Origin of the sequence: Shinella sp. G-2 (genome assembly GCF_050172695.1) — a bacterium.
Taxonomy (GTDB): domain Bacteria; phylum Pseudomonadota; class Alphaproteobacteria; order Rhizobiales; family Rhizobiaceae; genus Shinella.
The window spans coordinates 72,380-93,328 of record NZ_JBBEYH010000005.1 but is presented as its reverse complement, the minus strand read 5'-3'; the positions used below and the strand labels follow the sequence as shown (position 1 = coordinate 93,328).

Annotated in this window: 20 protein-coding genes, 1 tRNA gene and 1 riboswitch; of the genes, 9 read left to right on the top strand and 12 right to left on the bottom strand. The window is 63.4% G+C overall.

The window, feature by feature from the left end:
• Positions 1-52 precede the first annotated feature (52 nt).
• A complete protein-coding gene (locus tag V8U06_RS11220) occupies positions 53-1,651 on the bottom strand; it encodes an SIR2 family protein (protein ID WP_427140693.1) in 1,599 nt (532 codons plus the stop codon).
• A gap of 595 nt (positions 1,652-2,246) precedes the next feature.
• Between V8U06_RS11220 and V8U06_RS11215 the strand changes: the two genes are divergently transcribed.
• The 4 genes from V8U06_RS11215 (at position 2,247) to V8U06_RS11200 (ending at position 5,126) form a co-directional block, all read left to right on the top strand.
• Entirely contained in the window at positions 2,247-2,690 is a 444-nt protein-coding gene (locus V8U06_RS11215) for an SRPBCC family protein (RefSeq protein WP_427140692.1), read from the top strand.
• Positions 2,691-2,728: 38 nt separating this feature from the next.
• Positions 2,729-3,208: a VOC family protein gene (locus tag V8U06_RS11210; RefSeq protein ID WP_427140691.1), complete on the top strand. Its 480-nt coding sequence runs from the start codon at positions 2,729-2,731 to the stop codon at positions 3,206-3,208.
• 317 nt (positions 3,209-3,525) lie between these two features.
• A complete protein-coding gene (locus tag V8U06_RS11205) occupies positions 3,526-4,233 on the top strand; it encodes a glyoxalase superfamily protein (RefSeq protein WP_427140690.1) in 708 nt (235 codons plus the stop codon).
• A gap of 188 nt (positions 4,234-4,421) precedes the next feature.
• Entirely contained in the window at positions 4,422-5,126 is a 705-nt protein-coding gene (locus V8U06_RS11200) for an SDR family oxidoreductase (protein ID WP_427140689.1), read from the top strand.
• A 141-nt stretch (positions 5,127-5,267) separates the two neighbouring features.
• Here V8U06_RS11200 and V8U06_RS11195 read toward each other — a convergent pair whose 3' ends face one another.
• The 3 genes from V8U06_RS11195 to V8U06_RS11185 all read right to left on the bottom strand — a co-directional run bounded on the left by V8U06_RS11195 (position 5,268) and on the right by V8U06_RS11185 (position 7,151).
• The gene (locus V8U06_RS11195) at positions 5,268-6,014 is read right to left on the bottom strand and encodes a class I SAM-dependent methyltransferase (RefSeq protein ID WP_427140688.1); all 747 of its coding nucleotides are present in this window, start codon (positions 6,012-6,014) and stop codon (positions 5,268-5,270) included.
• A 67-nt stretch (positions 6,015-6,081) separates the two neighbouring features.
• Entirely contained in the window at positions 6,082-6,426 is a 345-nt protein-coding gene (locus V8U06_RS11190; protein WP_226920036.1) for a hypothetical protein, read from the bottom strand.
• Between the two features lie 648 nt (positions 6,427-7,074).
• Positions 7,075-7,151 (bottom strand) — tRNA-Pro (locus V8U06_RS11185).
• Positions 7,152-7,310: 159 nt separating this feature from the next.
• Here V8U06_RS11185 and V8U06_RS11180 point away from each other — a divergent pair.
• On the top strand, positions 7,311-7,817 hold the full coding sequence (locus V8U06_RS11180) for an MgtC/SapB family protein (RefSeq protein ID WP_427140847.1): 507 nt from the start codon (positions 7,311-7,313) through the stop codon (positions 7,815-7,817).
• Positions 7,818-7,995: 178 nt separating this feature from the next.
• Here the strand turns inward: V8U06_RS11180 and V8U06_RS11175 are convergent, their stop codons facing one another.
• The 8 genes from V8U06_RS11175 to betI form a co-directional block, all read right to left on the bottom strand.
• Positions 7,996-8,559, bottom strand: a complete 564-nt coding sequence (locus tag V8U06_RS11175) for a GNAT family N-acetyltransferase (RefSeq protein ID WP_427140687.1) — start codon at positions 8,557-8,559, stop codon at positions 7,996-7,998.
• 203 nt (positions 8,560-8,762) lie between these two features.
• Positions 8,763-10,256 (bottom strand): sulfate adenylyltransferase subunit CysN, encoded by a 1,494-nt coding sequence (gene cysN / locus V8U06_RS11170; RefSeq protein WP_427140686.1) that lies wholly within the window; start codon positions 10,254-10,256, stop codon positions 8,763-8,765.
• A 1-nt stretch (position 10,257) separates the two neighbouring features.
• Complete coding sequence (gene cysD / locus V8U06_RS11165) at positions 10,258-11,211, bottom strand: sulfate adenylyltransferase subunit CysD (protein WP_427140685.1); 954 nt, start codon at positions 11,209-11,211, stop codon at positions 10,258-10,260.
• Between the two features lie 46 nt (positions 11,212-11,257).
• A complete protein-coding gene (locus V8U06_RS11160) occupies positions 11,258-12,010 on the bottom strand; it encodes a phosphoadenylyl-sulfate reductase (RefSeq protein ID WP_427140684.1) in 753 nt (250 codons plus the stop codon).
• Positions 12,011-12,545: 535 nt separating this feature from the next.
• Positions 12,546-14,198: a choline dehydrogenase gene (gene betA, locus V8U06_RS11155; RefSeq protein ID WP_226920030.1), complete on the bottom strand. Its 1,653-nt coding sequence runs from the start codon at positions 14,196-14,198 to the stop codon at positions 12,546-12,548.
• 101 nt (positions 14,199-14,299) lie between these two features.
• Positions 14,300-15,763, bottom strand: a complete 1,464-nt coding sequence (gene betB / locus V8U06_RS11150) for a betaine-aldehyde dehydrogenase (protein ID WP_427140683.1) — start codon at positions 15,761-15,763, stop codon at positions 14,300-14,302.
• A gap of 1 nt (position 15,764) precedes the next feature.
• Entirely contained in the window at positions 15,765-17,294 is a 1,530-nt protein-coding gene (gene betC, locus V8U06_RS11145) for a choline-sulfatase (protein WP_427140682.1), read from the bottom strand.
• Between the two features lie 41 nt (positions 17,295-17,335).
• Positions 17,336-17,971, bottom strand: coding sequence for a transcriptional regulator BetI (gene betI, locus V8U06_RS11140; protein ID WP_427140681.1), 636 nt, complete (start codon positions 17,969-17,971; stop codon positions 17,336-17,338).
• Positions 17,972-18,122: 151 nt separating this feature from the next.
• Between betI and V8U06_RS11135 the strand changes: the two genes are divergently transcribed.
• From V8U06_RS11135 to V8U06_RS11120, 4 genes are all read left to right on the top strand, one after another.
• Complete coding sequence (locus tag V8U06_RS11135; RefSeq protein ID WP_226920026.1) at positions 18,123-18,671, top strand: HdeD family acid-resistance protein; 549 nt, start codon at positions 18,123-18,125, stop codon at positions 18,669-18,671.
• Positions 18,672-18,728: 57 nt separating this feature from the next.
• The gene (locus tag V8U06_RS11130) at positions 18,729-19,895 is read left to right on the top strand and encodes an acetyl-CoA acetyltransferase (RefSeq protein WP_427140680.1); all 1,167 of its coding nucleotides are present in this window, start codon (positions 18,729-18,731) and stop codon (positions 19,893-19,895) included.
• A 38-nt stretch (positions 19,896-19,933) separates the two neighbouring features.
• Positions 19,934-19,997, top strand: a riboswitch (Fluoride riboswitch).
• 102 nt (positions 19,998-20,099) lie between these two features.
• The gene (crcB, locus tag V8U06_RS11125; protein ID WP_226920024.1) at positions 20,100-20,489 is read left to right on the top strand and encodes a fluoride efflux transporter CrcB; all 390 of its coding nucleotides are present in this window, start codon (positions 20,100-20,102) and stop codon (positions 20,487-20,489) included.
• Positions 20,486-20,923: an EamA family transporter gene (locus V8U06_RS11120; RefSeq protein ID WP_427140679.1), complete on the top strand. Its 438-nt coding sequence runs from the start codon at positions 20,486-20,488 to the stop codon at positions 20,921-20,923. Before crcB ends, V8U06_RS11120 begins: the two co-directional genes overlap by 4 nt.
• Positions 20,924-20,949 lie beyond the last annotated feature (26 nt).

Sequence of the window (20,949 nt, the reverse complement as noted above, 5' to 3'; positions counted from 1 at the left end):
TTTGCCTAATCAGACAGCATGGTGGTTTTTAACTAAAATCCGAAGTTTATAGTCAAAAACCGTAGAGTAAACGATCGAGCAAGCAGATGGCCTTGCGATAAGCCGTCCGGTAGGGGTCGAGTTCGAAGTTGCCCGAATTACCGCGTAGGAATTGGCGCAATTCTAAAGCGTCCATCTCCGTAATAGGCTGGAATGGAAGCATCAGCAAAGCCTCGATAGGATCAGAAGCCTTTTCTATAATAGACTTGGTCGACAAGCCAACGAATGACGTCTTGTATCTCTTTGCGTATGAAGGCAACGTGTAGTCCGCTTTTCTCAGCTTATCGACCACCTTCTTAGCGCCTTCATAGTTTGAGGCAACAAGTTGGTCCTCGGACTGAATGCCCGCAGCGTGCAGATACTTGAAAACAGGAATAAATGTTCGGTTTGATCTCCCGTAGGCTGGAAAAGCGGAGCCAAGAAGATCCGAAGCATCGAACTTTGATACTTCTTCGAGACAATCGATGAATACCTCGTCGGGGGAAACTCCTTCATATCCTTTTTTTGCCAACGCGCTCTTAACCGCTTTGTCGACCTTGTCCCCAAAATCTTGCTGACGCTGGGCAACGCCGACACCAACTATGAATTCAACTGCTTCCGCAGAACCGATCTCGTCGTAATTCACGACTGCAATCTTTCGCTCGCTATCGACTGGTGCATGCACGAGTTCGTATAGTTGCTCCTTAAAGAAGCGCAGGACCCTCGCCGGCATTTTCCTTTTGGACTCTGATAGCGCCGCGTACACCTCTCCGAAATCTGCAAACTTCGCCACCATCATCGTTACACTAAATTCGCCAGATTGAATTGTTGTCTTCTCTATGATGGGCTGTTCATCACCTTTTGTGCGTTGGATGAAGATGAGGTTTTGCTGGAACGCATCAATCTTGTGTTGAGGCAGACATTTGGCGATCGATGAGATTAGTGCCCGGATGTGGGGATCGGTGATCGAGTAGCCAAAAAATAAGATTGGGTGTTCGACGAAGATCGTCACAAGTTTGGCCGCCAGATATGGATTTCTATCGTTGAATTCAGCGTAGTCCTCCGCAGTCAATACCAAACTTTGCGGATCACTTGCTGAACCGTGTATTTTGTAGATTTCCCCAATTGATTGAGGATTGGAGAACAGCAATTCCTCTTGCCCTACGAAGACTTTGTAGTCTGGGAAGAGCTCCTCGAGGAAAGAGTCCCAATTCGTAGTGATGATCCCATCAACGGCTATTTTGGACAGTGCAGCGATCTCGCTTCCGAACTTCGACTTTCGTGCATCCTCCAACGAATATTGGCTAAGATAGTTTGCAATCTCCACTTTCAGCGCGTCGGCGCTCCCCTTGATCATCCTAGAGAACTGTTTTCGACTACGTGACATTTCTGGTGCCGACCACCACCATTCGTTATAGTCGTGTGCCATGTGAGACGCGGCCGCAGGGAGATCACCGTCCGCCTTTGAGCTGTAGTAGCCAAAGTCTTTAATTGGTTCGCAGAATTGCTGCAGTAATCCTGCCCAGTCGCCCAAGCCCAAGTAACGACGCGAGAACCCTGATCCTACGAACAAGAATGGAGCTGCAGGATGCCTCTGCAGGATCGACTTTAGTTCCGCGCCAGGCGTGGCCATGTAGGTTCTCCATAAAGTTGTGAATGCCGTCTTGCCATGGAATTTGCTTGCCGCCAATACATCAAGCAGTGGGCAGGTTGATGTAGATTCGACAGCGGCTCGAAGAATCTGGCTACGGGCAAAGGGCGTTCAGCAAAGTTGAACGGTCATGGAGGTTGGCCTCACTCCATAGCAGCTCTTCCCTGCTCGACTTGCGAAACCGGATCGGCGGTCATCGCCCCCAAATTGATAATTCGATGCTTAACTCTGGTGAATACTTAAATCGTAGGGCAGGTGTTTCAAGTTCATTCAATGCCATGGAAAGTGTTTCCAGGACGCGAGGCTATTTGAGTAGTTGCGTCGCGTATCGAGTGCCTTGGGGGACTTATCAATCTGAGCCGGAAACGTTCTGTGCCGGCCGACATTAGCGTGTTCTTACAGTACCCGGAAAACTGTCGGACGTTGAAGAAGCGCCAACGTCAAACTTTTCCCGATGTCATGTCGGACCTTCTCTACCTCGTTCGTCTTCATAACATCGAGCGGCGATTGGCTGCCCGTGCGGTGCCGCGATTGGGAGGCGTGCACCCTTCGCAAAAACGAACCACAGGAGAGCATCATGCCCAGCACGATCCGTCTGCACCGCGTCATCGCGACCAAGCCCGAAAAGGTCTATCGCGCGTTCCTTGAAGCGGATGCGGTGGCAAGCTGGCTTCCGCCCTATGGCTTCCTCTGCACCGTGCATGAGCTGGATGCCAAGGTCGGCGGCCGTCACAGGATGTCGTTCCGCAATTTCACGACCGGCGGCAGCCATGGTTTCGGCGGCACCTATCTGGAACTCGTCCCGGGCGAGCGCCTCGTCTACACCGACAGTTTCGACGATCCGAACCTGCCGGGCGAGATGAAGGTGATTGTCAGCCTGAAGGCCGTGTCGGTCGGCACGGAGGTGAATATCGAGCAGCAGGGCGTGCCTGATATCATCCCCGCCGAGGCCTGCTATCTCGGCTGGCAGGATTCGCTGGACAAGCTGACAAAGCTCGTCACGCCCGAGATCAACCAGTAGCCGCCGCGCATCTGCGGCCGGAAGGAAAGGACGATCCAATGACGACGCCCAGGAACACCATCTGCCTCTGGTATGAAAAGGATGCCGAGGCCGCGGCCCGGTTTTATGCTGCGACATTTCCCGACAGCGCCGTGGGCGCGGTTCACCGCGCGCCCGGCGACTTCCCCTCCGGCAAGGCCGGCGACGTGCTGACGGTGGAATTCACCGTCGCGGGCGTTGCCTGCATCGGCCTTAACGGCGGCACGACGTTCAAGCACAGCGAGGCCTTCTCGTTCCAGATCGCCACGGACGATCAGGAAGAGACGGACCGCTACTGGAACGCCATCGTCGGCAATGGCGGCCAGGAAAGCGTCTGCGGCTGGTGCAAGGACAAATGGGGCATCTCCTGGCAGATCACGCCGCGCGCGCTGACGGATGCGATGGCCGCCGGTGGCGCGGAGGCAAAGCGCGCCTTCGAGGCGATGATGGGCATGAAGAAGATCGACATCGCCGCCATCGAGGCGGCCCGGCGCGGCTGAGGCCGCATCGGTCGGCGCGCCCTCAGGAGCTTGCCGGTGAAGAGCCGCACGCGGAAAAAGGTTTCGCGTGCGTCTCGTAATGCCACCGGACTGGGGCGGGGCCGTCGGGCCGCAATCCCGGTCCGGCTTTCGCCCATCCTTGCCGATTGACAGAATCGCGCCGTCCTCGCTAGCTTGCGGACAGGGCCAGTGCAGCCTGCCGCTCGCGTCGCAAGGCATGGTGAATGCACTTTTCGAAACCATGGTCTGACCCCTGCGGGTGAACCTGTCAGCAATGCGAGCTCTGATAAACGTTTGCCCCGTTTCAGGATCGGACTATGCGCACCTATCGCGATGCAAAAATCATGGCCAAGGCCCTTCGCAAGGCCCTTGGCGAACAGACGATCGACGTCTCCCACAGCCTCTGCCTCGAACTTGTCGCCCGCCAGTTCGGCCTAGCCGACTGGAATGCGCTGTCGGCTGAGATCGAGGCGCGGCAGAGGACCCTTGATCTTCCCGCCGGGTGGCAGCCCTCCGGCTCGCGCAGCGAGGCCTACGAGATGGGCATCGACCAGAGCGGGCCGCATGGCGCGGTTCTCATCCGCTGCAAATACGAGCCCGACGATCCGGCTTTCGCCGGCATCGGCAATGGCTTCGGCACCTTGATGCAGAGCATGATGGCGACGGCCTATCGCGGCCAGCGCCTGCAACTCTCGGCAAGGCTGAGGACGCGCGATGCCGGTGGCGGCACGCTGTGGATGCGGGTCGATGGCCGGCAGAACGACACGCTGCGCTTCGACAATATGGAGCGCCGGACGGCCGACGGCGTCCTGAGCGGCACCACGGACTGGTGCGAACGCCGCGTCGTGCTGGATATCCCCGAAAGCGCAGAGATCATCAGCTTCGGCTTCTACCTGCGCGGCGCCGGCAGCCTCTGGGTGCGCGACGTCGCGCTTGCGCCGGTCGGCGGGGAGGTCGAGGCGACGAATGGCGCGCCGGTCGATCGGGTCGCGCCGGTCAACCTTGCCTTCGCACCGTCGCTCTAGCTGCCCGGTTTCCGCAGGATCCAAAGCCGGAGCGATACTGCTTCGGCTGGACATGCTTTCTCTGCCATCGCCCTTCCGGTTTCGGCCGGAGGGGTAGGGCGCGACGATTGTGCGAGATTTTTCTGCAGGGCCGGTGCTATCACAAGGCCCGGTTCTATTTGAAAGCAAAGACCAGACGGGAGACGAGCATGAGCACGAACAAGGTAGCCGTCATCACCGCGGGCGGCAGCGGCATGGGCGCGGCGGCGGCGCAGCGCCTGGCGGCGGACGGGTACAAGGTCGCGATCCTGTCCTCCTCCGGCAAGGGCGAGGTGCTGGCCAGGGAACTGGGCGGCCTCGGCGTCACCGGCTCCAACCAGTCGAATGACGACCTGAAGGCGCTCGTCGATCTTGCCATGTCCACGTGGGGCCGCATCGACGTGCTCGTCAACAGCGCCGGCCATGGCCCGCGCGCCGAAATCACCGCGATCAGCGACGAGGACTGGCACAAGGGCATGGACACCTACCTGATGAACGTCATCCGTCCCGTGCGGCTGGTGGCGCCCATCATGAAGGCGCAGAAATCCGGCTCGATCGTCAACATCTCCACCGCCTGGGCCTTCGAGCCGTCGCCGATGTTCCCGACCTCGGCCGTCTTCCGCGCCGGCCTTGCCGCCTATACGAAGCTCTTCGCCGATAGCTATGCGGCCGACAATGTGCGCATCAACAATGTGCTGCCGGGCTGGATCGACAGCCTGCCGGGCACGGAGGAGCGGCGCGAGAGCGTGCCGATGAAGCGCTACGGCACGATGGAGGAGATCGCCGCCACCGTCGCCTTCCTCGCCTCCGAGGGGGCCGGCTACATCACCGGCCAGAACCTGCGCGTCGATGGCGGGCTGATGCGATCCGTCTAAGCGGCGCGCATGCCGGCGACCGCTTGGCGACCGGCGTGGCGCGAACGCCTGATGATATCGGAGGCCGGCCGCGGAAACGGCAGGCCTTCCTTCCTTCCGGGCACGCGACGATCCCGGCCGTCTGAAATAGGACGATTAAGGTCAGGCGAGGGTGCCGAGGGGGATGAGCTCTCCGGCGACTGGCTTCCAGTCGTTGCCCTCCCAGTCGCCGAGCCAGCGCTCCACCTTCAGCCCGGCCTCGGCGATCAGCGCCTCCAGTTCGGCCTTCGGCGGAAAGGCGATGCGGGAGGCGGCGGAGAGCCGCTGGCCCGTGGCGCGGATTTCGTAGTGGGTCTCGTAGGTGACGATGCCGGTCGCCGGGTCCTCGGCCACATCGTTCCAGGCCGCGACTGCGCCGAAGCGGGGATGGTCCACGACGCGCAGCGATTCCTTCGGCCCCCATTCCTCCCATTCCCGGCAGTCCGGGTTGCGGCTGTCGAAGATGAAACGGCCGCCGGGGGCAAGATGCGCGGCGATGGTGGTAAGCACCGCGCGGCGGTCGTCTTCGGTCAGGAACACCTGGAAGGCGTGGCCGGTCAGCACGACGAGTTCGAAGCGGCGGGAAAGCCGCAGCGTGCGCGCATCCCCCTCGATGAAATCCACGGCCTCGGCGCCGGGTTTCGCCCGGGCGATCTCCAGCATGGCGGGCGCGGGATCGACCCCGACGACCCGTCGGCCGCCGGAAAGCGCGACGGCAAGCGCGCCCGTGCCGCAGCCAAGGTCCAGCACGCTTGCCGCCCCCGCCGCCAGCGCCTTGCAGAAGGCAAAGTCCGGCGAGCGGTCCCAGCCGTTCTCGAGGTCATAGAAATCGGCGAGCGCCGGATCGTGATAGAGGCGGTCTTCGTCCATTCTCTCCTCCAAGAAAAAAGCCGTGCGTTTCCGCACGGCTTTTCGAACGTTCGGTCTCAGCCGCCGATCACTTCTTCTCGCCGTCGGCGTCGAGAACCTTCTCGCAATGGGTCGGGCCGCCCTTGGGGTCGACGCGGTCGGCAACGGCGCGGATGTTGTTGATCTTGTAGGCCTCGTTGACGCTCAGCTCGACCGTGCAGGACTTGCCCTTCGCAAAGCCGCCGCGCCACTTGTAGAGCGTCGTGCCGCCAGAGCTGGCCGTGTCGGAGATCGGCGGGCCATAGGCCGCGAAGAAGCTGCCGGCGGTCTTTCCGTTCCAGCGCGCCTGAAGCGGGTTGGAGGCGACGGTTGCGGTGGTGCATCCGGCGAGAGCAAGCGCGACGCCTGCCAGAATTGCAATGCGGGACTTCATGGGTGTGATTTCCTCGAATTCGTGCGGCCGTTCCCGGCGACTCGGGCCTTGAGCCTCGATTCGCCATAGCGCAGCACGCGTCAAAGGGGAATCGCCGCTGTGCCAACTTTGCACCCATCCCAACCGAAGACGCGCGGAACGTGCGGATTTGCAACAGTTTGCCACGCCCGCCGCATCGTCTGTGCCGACACGGCAAGGAGGCAGGGGAGCAACCGCCTGCACGCCCGGGTTCATTAAGCACTTCCTTTACTATTGAGGCGCACACTTTTCTCGCACGACGTGTATACTGTTGCCGTTTCGACGGTCCAGCGCCAGGGCGGGCCTCCCCAAATGGGGAACAATCCGCCGGTGGCATGCTTCCTGCTTCATCGTCGTGTGGCCATTGAGTTCAAGGAGGCTCGAAAATGGCGGTACGGACAGAAAGACAGAAACAGCATTACGACAGAACCCTGCTGCGCTTCGCGCTCGCCACGCTCGCCAGCCTGCTCGCCCTCGGCATTCCGCCGCTGGTGCTGCTGATCTAGGCATATCCGGGCAGAGCGACACGGCCTTCGGAAGGCTTGAAGCGATCAGGAACGAGGCTTTCCGGGTGTGGGAGACGTCAGCCTTTCGGGCGGCTGAAAGATCCTCCGGGAAGAGGATTTTGGCTGGTCGGAGTGGAGTGATTCGAACACTCGACCCCCACGTCCCGAACGTGGTGCGCTACCAGACTGCGCTACACTCCGGACCAGCGGCGCTTCCTATAGAACAGGCTTTTCGTTTCGACAAGCGCAAAATATCAAAAAAATTCGCCAACTTGCGCAAAACGCTGATGCGCCGGGAAAAATTTCTTTCGAGCCGGTTTCGGGCGGGAACCGTGGCGCGGCTTGTCCGTTTCGGTGGCCATGGAAGAGATCGCCGCCGACCTCGTCGCAAAGACGGAACTGCCCTATCCGGTCATGCTTGCACGCATGATTGGCGCCGTACTGCTCGGCGCCGTGATCGGCGCGGAACGGGAATACCGCGATCATCCGGCGGGCCTTCGAACCCATATCCTCGTATCGCTGTCGGCCTGCGTCTTTGCGCTCCTGTCCATCGAGAGCGTGCATATGGCGGGCTTTTCCGACGAGCAGGTGCGGATCGATCCGCTGCGAGTCATCGAGGCCGTGACGTCGGGCGTCGCCTTTCTGGCGGCCGGAATGATCGTCTTTTCGCGTGGCAAGGTGAAGGGGCTGACGACGGGGGCGGGCATGTGGCTTGCCGGCGCGGTCGGCCTTGCCGTCGGGCTCGGCTACTGGTTCGTCGCGGCGGTGGCGACGGCGGCCTGTTTCGTCGTGCTCTTCATTCTTGCCAAGGTCGATATCGGCAGCGATGAGGCGCGCAAAACCGCGTCCGACGAAGACGGCAATTGATGCCCGCCAGAGCCTCCATCACCGATCGCTGATGGAACAAATTTCCCGTTCGGACATTTCCCCTGCAACGCAATAGTGAAAGGAAACTTCAATGGCTCGGGCTTTGATTCTCTGGCTGATGGGCGTGCCGCTCTTCCTCGTTCTCCTGCTCTGGTACTTCTTCTTCTGAGGAGCTGCCTCACGCGCCGGCAAGGCGCGAAAACATCCTGAAATCATGAAAGGCACCCTTGAACCAGGCTTTCTGGCGAAGGGTGCCTTCATAGTGAAAGCCCGCCTTTTCCAGCACCCGGTCCGATGCGGGATTGCCCGGCAGGGTCCAGGCCTCGATACGGTTCAGCCCGAAAGGCCCGAAGCCGCAGGCCGCCACCGCCTCCAGCGCTTCGCTCATGTAGCCCTTGCCCCAGGCGGCGGGGTGCAGCTCGTACCCGACCTCCGCTGAGTGGTTTCGCGCATCGATGCTGTTGAAGCGTATGGCGCCGAGCAACACCGCGCTCGCGCCCTCCTCGATCATCCAGGCGCATCCCTTGCCCTTGGCGAACATCTCGTCCATCCATTTGACCGCCCGTTCGGCCCGGCGGCGGCTCGGCGCGTCCGGCCAGTCGGAAAAGCGCGTCACCTCGGGGCAGGAGAGGAGGGCATGGACGGCCTCGCAATCCTCCGGGCGGATCTGCCGCAGCCGGAGGCGCGCGGTGGCAAGGCTCGGAAAGTCCTTGATGGTTTTGGCTATGAGGGGATTGGGCATTGTCGGCATCCGGTCCGGCTGCATGGGTGGCCGCATCCTTGCAGAAATTCCCGCCCCCGCAAGCGTCCCGATGACAGGCTCTAAATTCTTTTGTTTTCGTTTGTCTTTTCGGGAAAACCGGTTCCCACTTTTCTCTGACAAACTCTAGAACGAAAAGCGGCGCCCCAAGGGCGCCGCCTTCCATCGTCCGATTGCCGGAAAGGCTATTCGTCGAGATCCGCGAGGATTTCCGCGGCCCGGCCCGCGCTGGTGTGGCGCACGTCCACGTCCTGGCGGCGGTTGGCGAAGAGCTCGGTCGCCATGATCTTTTCCGCGAGGTCGGCGGGCAGGGACAGCAGCACGCGCTGGTCGTCCTTGTGGATGCCGCCGAGTTCCGAACGGCGACCGGTGATCATGCCGCCGGCCACCGTGTTGTTGGTGTCGGGGTCGATCAGGATGAAGGCGCCGGTGGTGCGGTTCTGCTCGTAGGTGTCGAAGATCGCCTGCTCGTCGAAGGTGAGATGCACCTTGCCGATGGCGTTCATGCCGAGCTTTTCGGCGCTGTTCCACTTGGAGGTCTTCAGGTCGAGCTGGCTCACCGGCTCGATGCTGACGCGCTGGCGGCGCGAGCCGCTCTTCAGCCAGTAGCGCTTGCCGGGCTCGATGCCTTCGGGTTGCAGGGCGACGAGCTGGGCGTCGAAGCTGCGGCCGGTCATCGGCTGGCTGTCGATGGCAACGATCATGTCGCCGCGCGATACGTCCACCTGGCGGTCGAGCACCAGCGTGATGGCATCACCCGCGACGGCCGCGTTGCGCACGAGGTCGAAGGTGACGATCTTGGTGACGTTCGCCACCATGCCGGAGGGCAGGATGACGACCGAGTCGCCCGGCTTCACCGAGCCGCCGGCGACGGTGCCCTGATAGCCGCGGAAGCTCTCGCCGGGGCGGGAGACGCGCTGCACCGGCAGGCGGAAGCCGACCGTCTGGTTGGAGCGGGTGGTGGCCTTTTCCAGCGTCTCGACCAGCGTCGGGCCGTCATACCAGGGCATGGCGGCGCGACCGTCATAGACGACGTTCTCGCCCTTCAGCGCCGACATCGGAATGGCGGTGATCTGCTTGACGCCGAGCGTCAGGGCAAATTCGCGGAAGTCGTGCGAGATCTGGTCGAAGCGGGCGCGGTCGTAATCCGTGAGGTCGATCTTGTTGACCGCGAGCACGAACTGGCGAATGCCCATCAGCGAGGCGATGGTGGCGTGGCGGCGCGTCTGCTCCAGGATGCCGGCGCGGGCATCGACCAGCAGCACGGCGAGATCGGCCGTCGAGGCGCCGGTCGCCATGTTCCGGGTATATTGCTCGTGGCCGGGCGTGTCGGCGACGATGAACGAGCGACGGTCCGTCGAGAAGTAGCGATAGGCGACGTCGATGGTGATGCCCTGTTCGCGTTCGGCCTGCAGGCCGTCGAGAAGCAGCGCGAAGTCGGGCAGGCCGAGATCGTTCTGCTTGCCGGAGCTGTCACGCTCCAGCGTCGCGGCCTGGTCTTCCTTGACGGCCTTGGTGTCCCAGAGCAGGCGGCCGATCAGCGTCGACTTGCCGTCGTCGACCGAGCCGCAGGTGATGAGGCGAAGCGGGCGGGAATCGCGGATCGCGCGAGCCTGACCAAGGGCCGGTTCTTCGACGGGCACAAGAACCTCGGCGGTTGCAGTGGCGGAAACGGTCATCTCAGAAATACCCTTCGCGTTTCTTCTTTTCCATGGAGCCGGACTGGTCGCGGTCGATCGCGCGGCCCTGGCGTTCGGAGACGGTGGCGGTCTCCAGCTCGGCAATGATGTCGTCGAGCGTCGTGGCGGTGGAGCGGATGGCGCCGGTCAGCGGGAAGCAGCCGAGCGTGCGGAAACGGATGACGCCTTCCTGCTTCACTTCGCCGGGAAGCAGTTCCAGGCGCGGGTCCTCGGCCATGATCATCATGCCGTCGCGCTCGACATAGGGGCGCTTCTTGGCAAAATAGAGCGGCACGATCGGGATGTCTTCGGCCTGGATGTAGCGCCAGATGTCGACCTCGGTCCAGTTGGACAGCGGGAAGGCGCGCACGCTCTCGCCCTGGCGGATCATGCCGTTATAGACGTTCCACAGTTCCGGGCGCTGGTTGCGCGGGTCCCAGCGGTGGTCGGGCGTGCGGAAGGAGTAGATGCGCTCCTTGGCGCGCGAGGCTTCCTCGTCGCGGCGCGCGCCGCCAAAGGCCGCGTCGTACTTGCCGGCATCGAGCGCCTGGCGCAGCGATTCCGTCTTCATGATGTCGGTATAGAGCGCCGAACCATGGGAGAAGGGCGTGACATTCTCCGCCGCGCCACGCGGGTTGACGTGCTCGATGAGGTCGAGATCGTATTCCTTCACGATATTGTCGCGGAAGGCGATCATCTCGGCGAACTTCCAGCCCGTGTTGACGTGCAGCAGCGGGAAGGGCACGCGGCCGGGATAGAAGGCCTTGCGGGCGAGATGCAGCAGGACGGAGGAGTCCTTGCCGATCGAATAGAGCATGACGGGACGCTCGAATTCGGCGGCGACCTCGCGGAAGATATGGATCGCCTCGTTTTCCAGCGCCTTCAGGTGCGGATCGAGCAGCGGCTTCGGCGTCGCGTTGTGCTTGGCTTCCGCCTCGTTACGGATATCGGACATTAAACTCGTCACTCCAGATAGGGATGCCTTGGGAGGGCTGTTCGGTTCAGGCCACGCTCGGGGCCGGGAGGGGGGAGGCGGCGGCTTCCGCGACGTGCAGGCCGCATTCGCGCTTCTCATCGTTTTCCCACCACCAGCGGCCGGCGCGCTCGGGCTCGCCCGGCTTGATGGCGCGCGTACAGGGTTCGCAGCCGATGGAGGGGTAACCGCGCTTGTGCATCGGGTTCACCGGCACGGCCTCTTCGGTGACATAGGCCTTGATGCGGTCGATGTCCCAGTCGGCCAGGGGGTTCACCTTGATGAGGTTGCGGTCGGCGTCGTATTCGGCGAAGGGCGTGTCCGCCCGGTTGCCGGACTGGCCGCGGCGCAGGCCCGTGATCCAGAAGGATGCCCCTTCGAGCGCGCGCGCAAGCGGCTTCAGCTTGCGCACGCCGCAACAGGCGTGCCGCGCCTCGACGCTCTCGTAGAAGCCGTTGAGGCCGTATTTCGCCGCATAGGCGTCGATATCGTCCTGCACCGGATGATAGCGCGTGATCGCGATGCCGTACTGTTCCTCGGTCTCGTCGATGAGGTCGACGGTCTCCTTGAAGAGGCGGCCGGTCTCCAGCGTCGCGACATCGATGGCAAGGCGCCCCGTGCCGATGGCGGCGGTGATGACCTGGTCCTCGATTCCGAGGCTGGTGGTGAAGACGGCGCGCCCGCCAAGCTCCGCCACGAGCGCCAGGCGCCCGGCAAGGTCGAGACCGGCCAGTTTGTCGTTCAGGGCTTCCGCGATCCCGTTTCCGGTAAGAGCAGTCATTCCGTTTCCAAGCCTTTGCGAGAATTTGCCGGATTATCGCAGGGGCGAGACGGGAGAGACAGCAAAACGGATTTCCAAAGCCTTGGGACGAAGAGCAAATATCTCTCCATCTCAGCCCCGGTGCAGAAATCCTGCCGCCGGGGAATGCCTTGATATTATTCCACAAAAATAGTAGAAAAATAAGCCGATTGCTGGCGCCGATATGTTTGTGGTCCCTTTTGCCGGCTTCGTTGTCGTAACGCATCACGCAGAAGCCATTGACCACGAAGGCCAGAGGGTATTTGCCGGACGGTATTTGCGGACGTGGTGGCTATCGCGCAACGGTTCAAGCGTCAGCCATATCACGAGGTCCGCGAACATGGCCTCGCCGATCTGCCTTCGGGTGTTGACGATCAGCCTTGATTTCATGTTGGTGTTTATACCATCAAGCGAGTCTGCCGGCAATTACACAACAAGATTCCGCAAAGCAGGCGTGCGCCAGCGACTATGCCCTAACCACCCCGAAATCTTGGCGATGGATCGGTCGGCGAGACCGTCACCGATCGCTCACCGCTGCCCGCGGGTTCGTCCAGGGCTCCTGGTTGGAGCGGGCGAGGGGTTGTTTGCCGAGAATGTGGTCGGCGGCCTTTTCGCCCGTCATGATCGAGGGGGCGTTGAGGTTGCCGTAGGTGACATGCGGGAAGATGGAGGAATCAGCGACGCGCAGGCCATCGACGCCGATGACGCGGGTCTGCGGGTCGACCACCGCCATCGGATCGTCCGCCGCGCCCATGCGGCAGGTGCCGCAGGGATGGTAGGCGCTTTCCAGATGTTCGCGCAGGAAGGCGTCGATCTCGTCGTCCGTCTGCACTCTCTCGCCAGGCTGGATTTCCGGCCCGCGGAAGTCGTCGAAGGCCTTCTGGCCGAAGATTTCGCGGGTGAGACGCACGCAGTGGCGGAACTTCACCCAGTCTTCCTCGTGGCTCATATAGTTGAAGCGGATCATCGGATCGGCCCCCGGGTCGGACGAGCGCAGCGTCACGCTGCCGCGCGACTTCGACAGGTTGTAGCCGACATGCACCTGGAAGCCGTGGCTCTTGGCCGCCGCCTTGCCGTCATAGGAGATGGCGACGGGCAGGAAGTGATACTGGATATCCGGCTGCTTCAGCCCGGCCGCCGAGCGCAGGAAGGCGCAGGCCTCGAACTGGTTGGAGGCGCCGAGCCCGCCCTTGGACAGCAGCCACTGCGCGCCCGCCACGCCCTGCCAGAACCACGGCAGCCACGAATAGAGCGAGACCGGCTTGGTGGAGACCTGCTGGAAATAGAATTCCATATGGTCCTGCAGGTTGGCGCCGACGCCCGGCCGGTCCACCTTCACCGCGATGCCCATGTCCTTCAGGTGCTGCGCCGGGCCGATGCCCGAAAGCATCAGCAGCTTCGGCGAGTTGAAGGAGGAGGCCGAGACGACGACCTCCCGGTTCGCCTTTACCACCTCGATCTTGCCGTTCCGCTCGATCTCGACGCCGACCGCGCGGCCGTTCTCGATGACGATCTTGCGCGCGAAGCAGCGCACGAGGGAAACGTTCTGCCGCTTCATCGCCGGGCGCAGATAGGCATTGGCCGCCGACCAGCGCCGCCCGTTGTAGATCGTCTGCTCCATCAGGCCGAAACCTTCCTGCTTGGAGCCGTTATAGTCGTCCGTCGTCTCGAAGCCGGCCTGCTGGCCGGCCTGGATGAAGGCGTGGAAGAGCGGGTTCGTCACCGGCCCGCGCCGCACGTGCAGCGGCCCGTTCGTGCCGCGCCAGCCCGCTTCGCCGCCGAGCGAGGTTTCCAGCCGCTTGTAGTAGGGCAGCACGTCCGCATAGGCCCAGCCCTGCGCGCCGAGCTCTTCCCAGCGGTTGAAGTCCTCCGCGTGACCGCGCACATAGACGAGGCCGTTGATGGAGGACGAGCCGCCGATGACCTTGCCGCGCGGGGCGGTTATGCGCCGGTTGTTGAGGTTCGGCTCAGGCTCGGAGAGATAACCCCAGTTGTAGCGCTTCATGCTCATCGGCCAGGCGAGGGCGGCCGGCATCTGGATGAACGGCCCGATATCCGAGCCGCCATATTCCAGCACCATGACGGTGTGCTTGCCGTCTTCCGAAAGACGATAGGCCAGCGCCGAGCCGGCCGAGCCGGAGCCGATGATGATATAGTCTGCGTTCTGCATGGCGTTTGCCCCCTGAATTCCTGCCTGCGGCAAGTGCCCTCATCCGGCCGTCACCGTCTCCACGAGAAAGGGCGCGACGGCGGATGAGGGCAATACCTACCTCAATACGGCGCCTCGACCTTGCCCATGGAGACATAGACCGTCTTCAGCTCCGAATAGTGCTCCAGCGCGGCCAGCGAGTTTTCCCGCCCGAAACCGGACTGCTTGGAGCCGCCGAAGGGGATTTCCACGGGGCAGAGGTTGTAGGTGTTGATCCACAGCGTGCCGGCCTCGAGCTGGTCGACGACGCGGTGCGCGCGGGTGATGTCGGCGGTGAAGACGCCGCCGGACAGGCCGAATTCCGTGGCGTTGCCGCGGGCGATCACCTCGTCCTCGCTGTCGAAGTCGAGCACGCACATGACTGGCCCGAAGATCTCCTCGCGGGCGATCGTCATGTCGTCGGTGACATCGGCGAAGACGGTCGGTTGGATATAGGTGCCTTCACCCGAAACGTCGTTCGGAATGCCGCCGCCCGTCAGCAGCGTCGCGCCCTCGGCCTTGCCCTTGCCGATATAGTCGAGAACCTTGTCGCGCTGGGCCTTCGAGACCATCGGGCCGAGCTGCGTCGCCTCGTCCATCGGGTCGCCGATGAGGATCTTCTCCGTGCGCTCCTTGAGGCGGGCGAGGAACTTCTGCTTGATGCCCTTCTGCACGAAGACGCGCGTGCCGTTGGAGCAGACCTGCCCCGTCGAATAGAAGTTGCCGAGCATCGCCCCGCCGATGGCGCTTTCGAGGTCGGCGTCGTCGAAGACGATGAGCGGCGACTTGCCGCCAAGTTCCATCGTCACATGCTTGAGGTCGGACGCGGCGGCGCCCGCCACCTTCTTGCCGGTCGGCACGGAGCCGGTCAGCGAGACCTTGGCGACGTCAGGGTGGTTGACGAGCAGCGGCCCCGTCGAACGATCCCCCTGGATGACGTTGTAGAGACCCTTCGGCAGGCCGGCCTCCATGAGGATTTCCGCGATCTTCAGCGCGCCGAGCGGGGTGTTTTCCGAGGGCTTGAAGACCATGGCGTTGCCGCAGACGAGCGCCGGCGCGCCCTTCCAGCAGGCGATCTGCTGCGGATAGTTCCAGGCGCCGATGCCCACGCAAACGCCGAGCGGCACGCGCTTGGTGAAGGCGAAGTCCTGCCCGAGCGGGATGTAGTCGCCGTTCAGGCCCGCCGCCGCGATGCCACCGAAGAATTCGAAGGCGTCGGCGCCCGAGGTCGGGTCGGCGACGATGGTTTCCTGGATCGGCTTGCCGGTGTCGAGCGTTTCCAGTTCGGAAAGTTCGCGGTTCCTCTCGCGCATGATCTCGGCCGCGCGTTTGAGGATGCGGCCGCGGGCGGTGGGGCTCATCGCCGCCCATTCCTTCTGCGCGCGCTTGGCGGAGGCGATGGCCTTTTCCACGATGGCGGGCGTTGCCGCATGGAGCTTCGCGATCACCTCGCCGGTGGCGGGATAGATGCTCTCGAAGGGCGTGCCGGCAACATCCTCGACATAGTCGCCGTCGATGAAATGCGAGGCTTTCGGTTGGGCTTTCATATCATTCTCCCCGCGGATAGCGTTTGGATTCCTCGAGATTGTCGAGGTTCATGTGGTTGCGCATGTAGCGTTCGGATGCCTTCTGCAGCGGCTGGTGGTCCCATGGATAATAGGCGCCGTTGCGCAGCGCCTCGTAGACCACCCAGCGCCGCGCCTGGCTCTCGCGCACGGCGGCGTCGAAGGCGGCCATGTCCCAGCGCGCCTCGCGCATCTGGCGGAAGGCCTCCAGCGTCGCCCGGATTACCGGATTTTCGGAGGCCGCAAGGTTGGTCAGTTCCTGCGGATCGGCCTCGAGGTCGTAGAGCTGTTCGGGATCGAGCTCGCAGTGGATGTATTTCCACTTGCCTTCGCGAATGCCGACGAGCGGCGCATAGGATGCTTCGGCCGCATATTCCATCAGCACCGGCGTCGTGCGTTCCGCGCCGTTGATGACGGGCAGCAGGCTTTCCCCGTCGGTCCAGGGCATCACCTCGTCCATGGAAATGCCCGCGAGGTCGCAGAGCGTTGGCGTCACGTCGAGATTGGAGGTCGGCGCCAGATGCAGGCCGGGCGTGACGCCCGGGCCGGCGACCATCAGCGGTACGCGGGCCGACCCCTCGAAGAAGTTCATCTTGAACCACAGACCGCGCTCGCCGAGCATGTCGCCATGGTCGGAGCAGAAGAGCACCAGCGTCTCGTCCAGCATGCGCGTGCGCGTCAGCGTGTCGACGAGTTCGCCGACCTTCTCGTCAAGATAGGAGATATTGGCGAAATAGGCCTGGCGCGAGCGGCGCACATCCTCGCCGCTGATGGCGAACTTGGCATAGTCGCAGGAATGCAGGATGCGGGCGGAATGCGGATCCTGCTCCTCCAGCATGCCGACCTCGGGCGTCAGATGCGCGCAGTCCTCGTAGAGGTCCCAGAATTTCCGGCGCGCCACATAGGGGTCGTGCGGATGGGTGAAGGAGACGGTGAGGCACCAGGGACGGCGGTACTGGTCGTCGTTCTCGCGGGAAAGCTGGTAGAGCTTCTGGTTGGCGAGGAAGGCGACCTCGTCGTCATATTCCATCTGGTTGGTGATCTCGGCCACGCCCGCGCCCGTCACCGAACCCATATTGTGATACCACCAGTCGATGCGCTCGCCCGGCTTGCGGTAATCGGGCGTCCAGCCGAAATCGGCGGGGTAGATGTCGGTGGTCAGCCGCTCCTCGAAACCGTGCAGCTGGTCCGGCCCGACGAAATGCATCTTGCCCGACAGCGCCGTGTAATAGCCGGCGCGGCGCAGGTGATGGGCGAAGGTCGGAATGGAAGAGACATATTCCGCCGCATTGTCATAGACCCGCGTGCGGCTCGGCAGCTGGCCGGCCATGAAGGAGGCGCGGGCGGGCGCGCAGAGCGGCGAGGACGTATAGTTGTTGCGAAACCGCGCCGAGCGCGCGGCGAGCGCCTTCATGTGTGGCGCATGCAGCCAGTCCGCCGGCCCGTCGGGGAAAAAGGTCCCGTTGAGCTGGTCGACCATGATGATCAGGATGTTCGGCTTGCTGGCGGTCACGGGCTGGTCCTTGAAATGAATGAAACAGGTATCCGGAATCTCTATCGCGCCCGTGTGACGGGTGGTCGTCGGCCCGCGGCGGCGCAAGCGGCGCTTGCGACGGCGGCAAGCTGGGCATTGAGGTAGCCTTCCGTCAGCCCGATCGAGGACTCGATGCTGACGGGCGCCGATTTCAGCCCCTGCCGCAGGTAGAGCCCGTCGATCATCGCGGCCGCCCCGTCGGCGATCTCGCGGGCGCGCTCGGCCGGGCAAAGCTGCTTGAGGCTGGCAAGCAGGTTGGAATTGAGTCGCCGCGCATAGACGACGAGCAGCCGCCGCACCGCTTCCGAGCGCTGCGCCTCCGAATAGAAGGCAAGCCAGGCCGCCACCGTCTCCGGCGCGAACTGGTGCGCCTGGAAATTGACGCGGATGACGGCCGAAAGCCGCTCCCGCGGCGTTGCCGCCACTGCCAGGGCCGCCACCGCATCGGCGCGCAACTGGCGCAAGAGGCTGCGGATCGTCTCGATGACGAGCTGTTCCTTGGAGCCGAAATAGTGATGCGCGAGGGCCGGGGAGACGCCGGCATGGCGGGCGATTTCCGACATGGTCACGGTCAGCGAGCCATGGTCGCCGACCGCCCGGAGCGTCGCGTCCACCAGCGCCTTGCGGCGCACCGGCTCCATTCCAACCTTCGGCATGCTCGTCCCCTGCTTTTGGTCAAGAATATTTTTAATTGAGTGATCAATCAATAAAAATCTGCTGCCCGGGTCCGCTCGCAATCGGCTGTCGCAAAGCCCGCCCGTTTCATGTTAGGCTGGCTTTGTTTTCATTCATTTTTCGAGGTGCATCATGGTCCTCTCCCCCGGAATGAATCCTCTCTCCGACGTGCGTGCGAAATGGGGCTGGTTCGTCGCCCTCGGCGTCGTCCTGCTTGCTTTCGGCGGCATTGCCGCCGCCAATCTCTTCATGGCGACGGTCGCCTCGGTCTATTATGTCGGCATGCTGATGATCGTCGGCGGCGCCGTGCATCTCGCCCATGCCTTCCAGGTCAAGGCCTGGCGGGAGACGATTTCCTGGGCGCTGAGCGCCTTGCTCTATCTCGCCGCGGGCGTGCTCGCCTTCGTCAATCCGGTGCTCACCTCGGCCGTGCTGACCTTGCTGATGGCGGCCGCGCTGCTCGTCGCCGGCGTCTTCCGCATCTTCGCGGCCTGGCGCGTGCGGCCGGAAAGCGGCTGGGGCTGGCTGATGGCCGGCGGCGTCGTCACGGCGCTCGCCGGCGTGGTCTTCATTCTCGGCTGGCCGGTAAATAGCCTCTGGCTGCTGGGCCTGTTCCTCGCTTTCGACCTTGCCATGCAGGGCTGGGCGCTCGTCGCCTTCGGCTTCGCGCTGCGCAAGTAATCACCGCCCTTTACCTCCCGCCGTCCTCGTCCCATCATGGCGGCGGGAGGATTGCTCATGGACGTTTCCATCATCGGCTGGGCGCACACGCGTTTCGGCAAGCTCGAAGGCGAGACGGTCGAGAGCCTGATCGTCACCGTGGCCCGCGAGGCCATCGCCCATGCGGGTCTGGCGGCGGGCGATATCGACGAGATCGTGCTCGGTCATTTCAACGCCGGCTTCTCGCCGCAGGAATTCACCGCCAGCCTCGTGCTGCAGGCCGACGACGCGCTGCGCTTCAAGCCCGCGACGCGGGTGGAAAATGCCTGCGCCACCGGCTCGGCCGCCGTGCACCAGGGTATCCGCGCCATTCGCGCCGGCGCCGCCCGCCATGTGCTCGTCGTCGGCGTCGAGCAGATGACGAGGACGCCCGCCGCCGAGATCGGCGCCAATCTCCTGAAAGCCTCCTATCTGCCGGAGGACGGCGACACCCCTGCCGGTTTTGCCGGCGTCTTCGGCCGTATAGCCTCGGCCTATTTCCAACGCCACGGCGATCAGTCCGACGCGCTCGCCGCCATCGCCGCGAAGAACCACAGGAACGGCGTCGCCAACCCCTATGCACAGATGCAGAAGGACCTCGGCTTCGATTTCTGCCGCACCGAGAGCGAGAAGAACCCCTTCGTCGCCGGCCCCCTGAAACGCACGGATTGTTCGCTCGTCTCCGATGGGGCGGCCGCCGTCGTTCTGGCGTCCTCGGACGCGGCCGCCAGCGCCCCGCGCGCCATCGCCTTCCGGGCGAGCGCCCATGTGCAGGATTTCCTGCCCATGTCGAAGCGCGACATCCTGCGTTTCGAGGGCTGCGCGGAGGCCTGGCGTCAGGCGCTCGTGGAGGCCGGCGCGACGCTCGGCGACCTCTCCTTCGTCGAAACCCACGACTGCTTCACCATCGCCGAGCTCATCGAATACGAGGCGATGGGCCTTGCAAAACCCGGCGAGGGCGGCAGGCTTGCCCTTTCCGGCGAGACCGCAAGGAACGGGCGTCTCCCGGTCAATCCATCCGGCGGGCTCAAGGCCAAGGGTCATCCCATCGGCGCGACGGGCGTTTCCATGCATGTGCTAACCGCTATGCAGCTTGCCGGCGAGGCCGGCGGCATCCAGGTCCCCGGCGCCACACTCGGCGGCCTCTTCAACATGGGCGGCGCCGCCGTCGCCAACTACGTCTCGATCCTCGAACGGCAGCGTTGAGCGGTTTGACAGCCGCCGCGCCAGCGCCTAGAAATCGGCTGTGGGATGGGGATGGAGCTCCCCGACAACTGCCGTTTACCGGCTGATAGCTCCTGCCAGACCGGCCAGCGATGGCCGTCGAAGGCGGGAGCGTGTTTGGCGACCGCCCGAGGGCGGTTTTTTGTTGTCCGGACAATCGGATCGCTGAACGTGAGGGCAACGGACATGAACTATCTGATCGTCTTTCTCGGCGCGGGGCTGGGCGGTGCGGGCCGGCACGGGGTGAACGTGCTGGCGGCGCGTCTCTTCGGCACGGGCTTTCCCGCGGGCACGCTCGCCATCAATGTGCTCGGCTGCTTCGTCATGGGGCTGGTCGCCGGCATCTTCGCCTTTCGCGGGCACCTGCCGCAGGAGGCGCGCCTGTTCCTGGCAACGGGCGTTCTCGGCGGCTTCACCACCTTTTCCGCCTTCTCGCTCGATGCGGCGCTGCTGTGGGAGCGCGGCGAGGCGGGGCTGGCGGCGCTTTATGTCGGCGCGTCGGTCGTTCTTTCGCTCGCCGGCGTGGCGGCGGGGCTCTGGCTCTCGCGCTTGATGCTCGCGGGAGGTGCAGCGTGAAGGCGCTTCTGGCCTCCTGGCAGGTCTGGGCGATCGGTTCGGCGGTCTTCGCGGCGCTGACCGCCATCTTCGCCAAGGTCGGCATTGTCGGCGTCAATTCCGACTTCGCCACCTTCGTGCGCACCGTCGTCATTCTCGCCGCCATCGGCCTGATGCTGACGCTTGCCGGCACCTGGCAGGCGCCGGGCACGGTCTCGGCGAGAAGCTGGCTTTTCCTCGTTCTCTCGGGTCTGGCGACCGGCGCGTCCTGGCTCTGCTACTTCCGCGCCCTCAAGATCGGCAAGGCCGCGCAGGTCGCGCCGGTGGACAAGCTCAGCGTCGTGCTCGTCGCGGTCTTCGCCGTGCTGGTCCTCGGCGAGCAGCTTTCGCCGGTCCATTGGCTCGCCGTTTTCATGATCGGCGCCGGGGCCTTGATGCTGGCGCTTCCAATATGAGTGAAATCTTTTTCAACTCTTTGTAG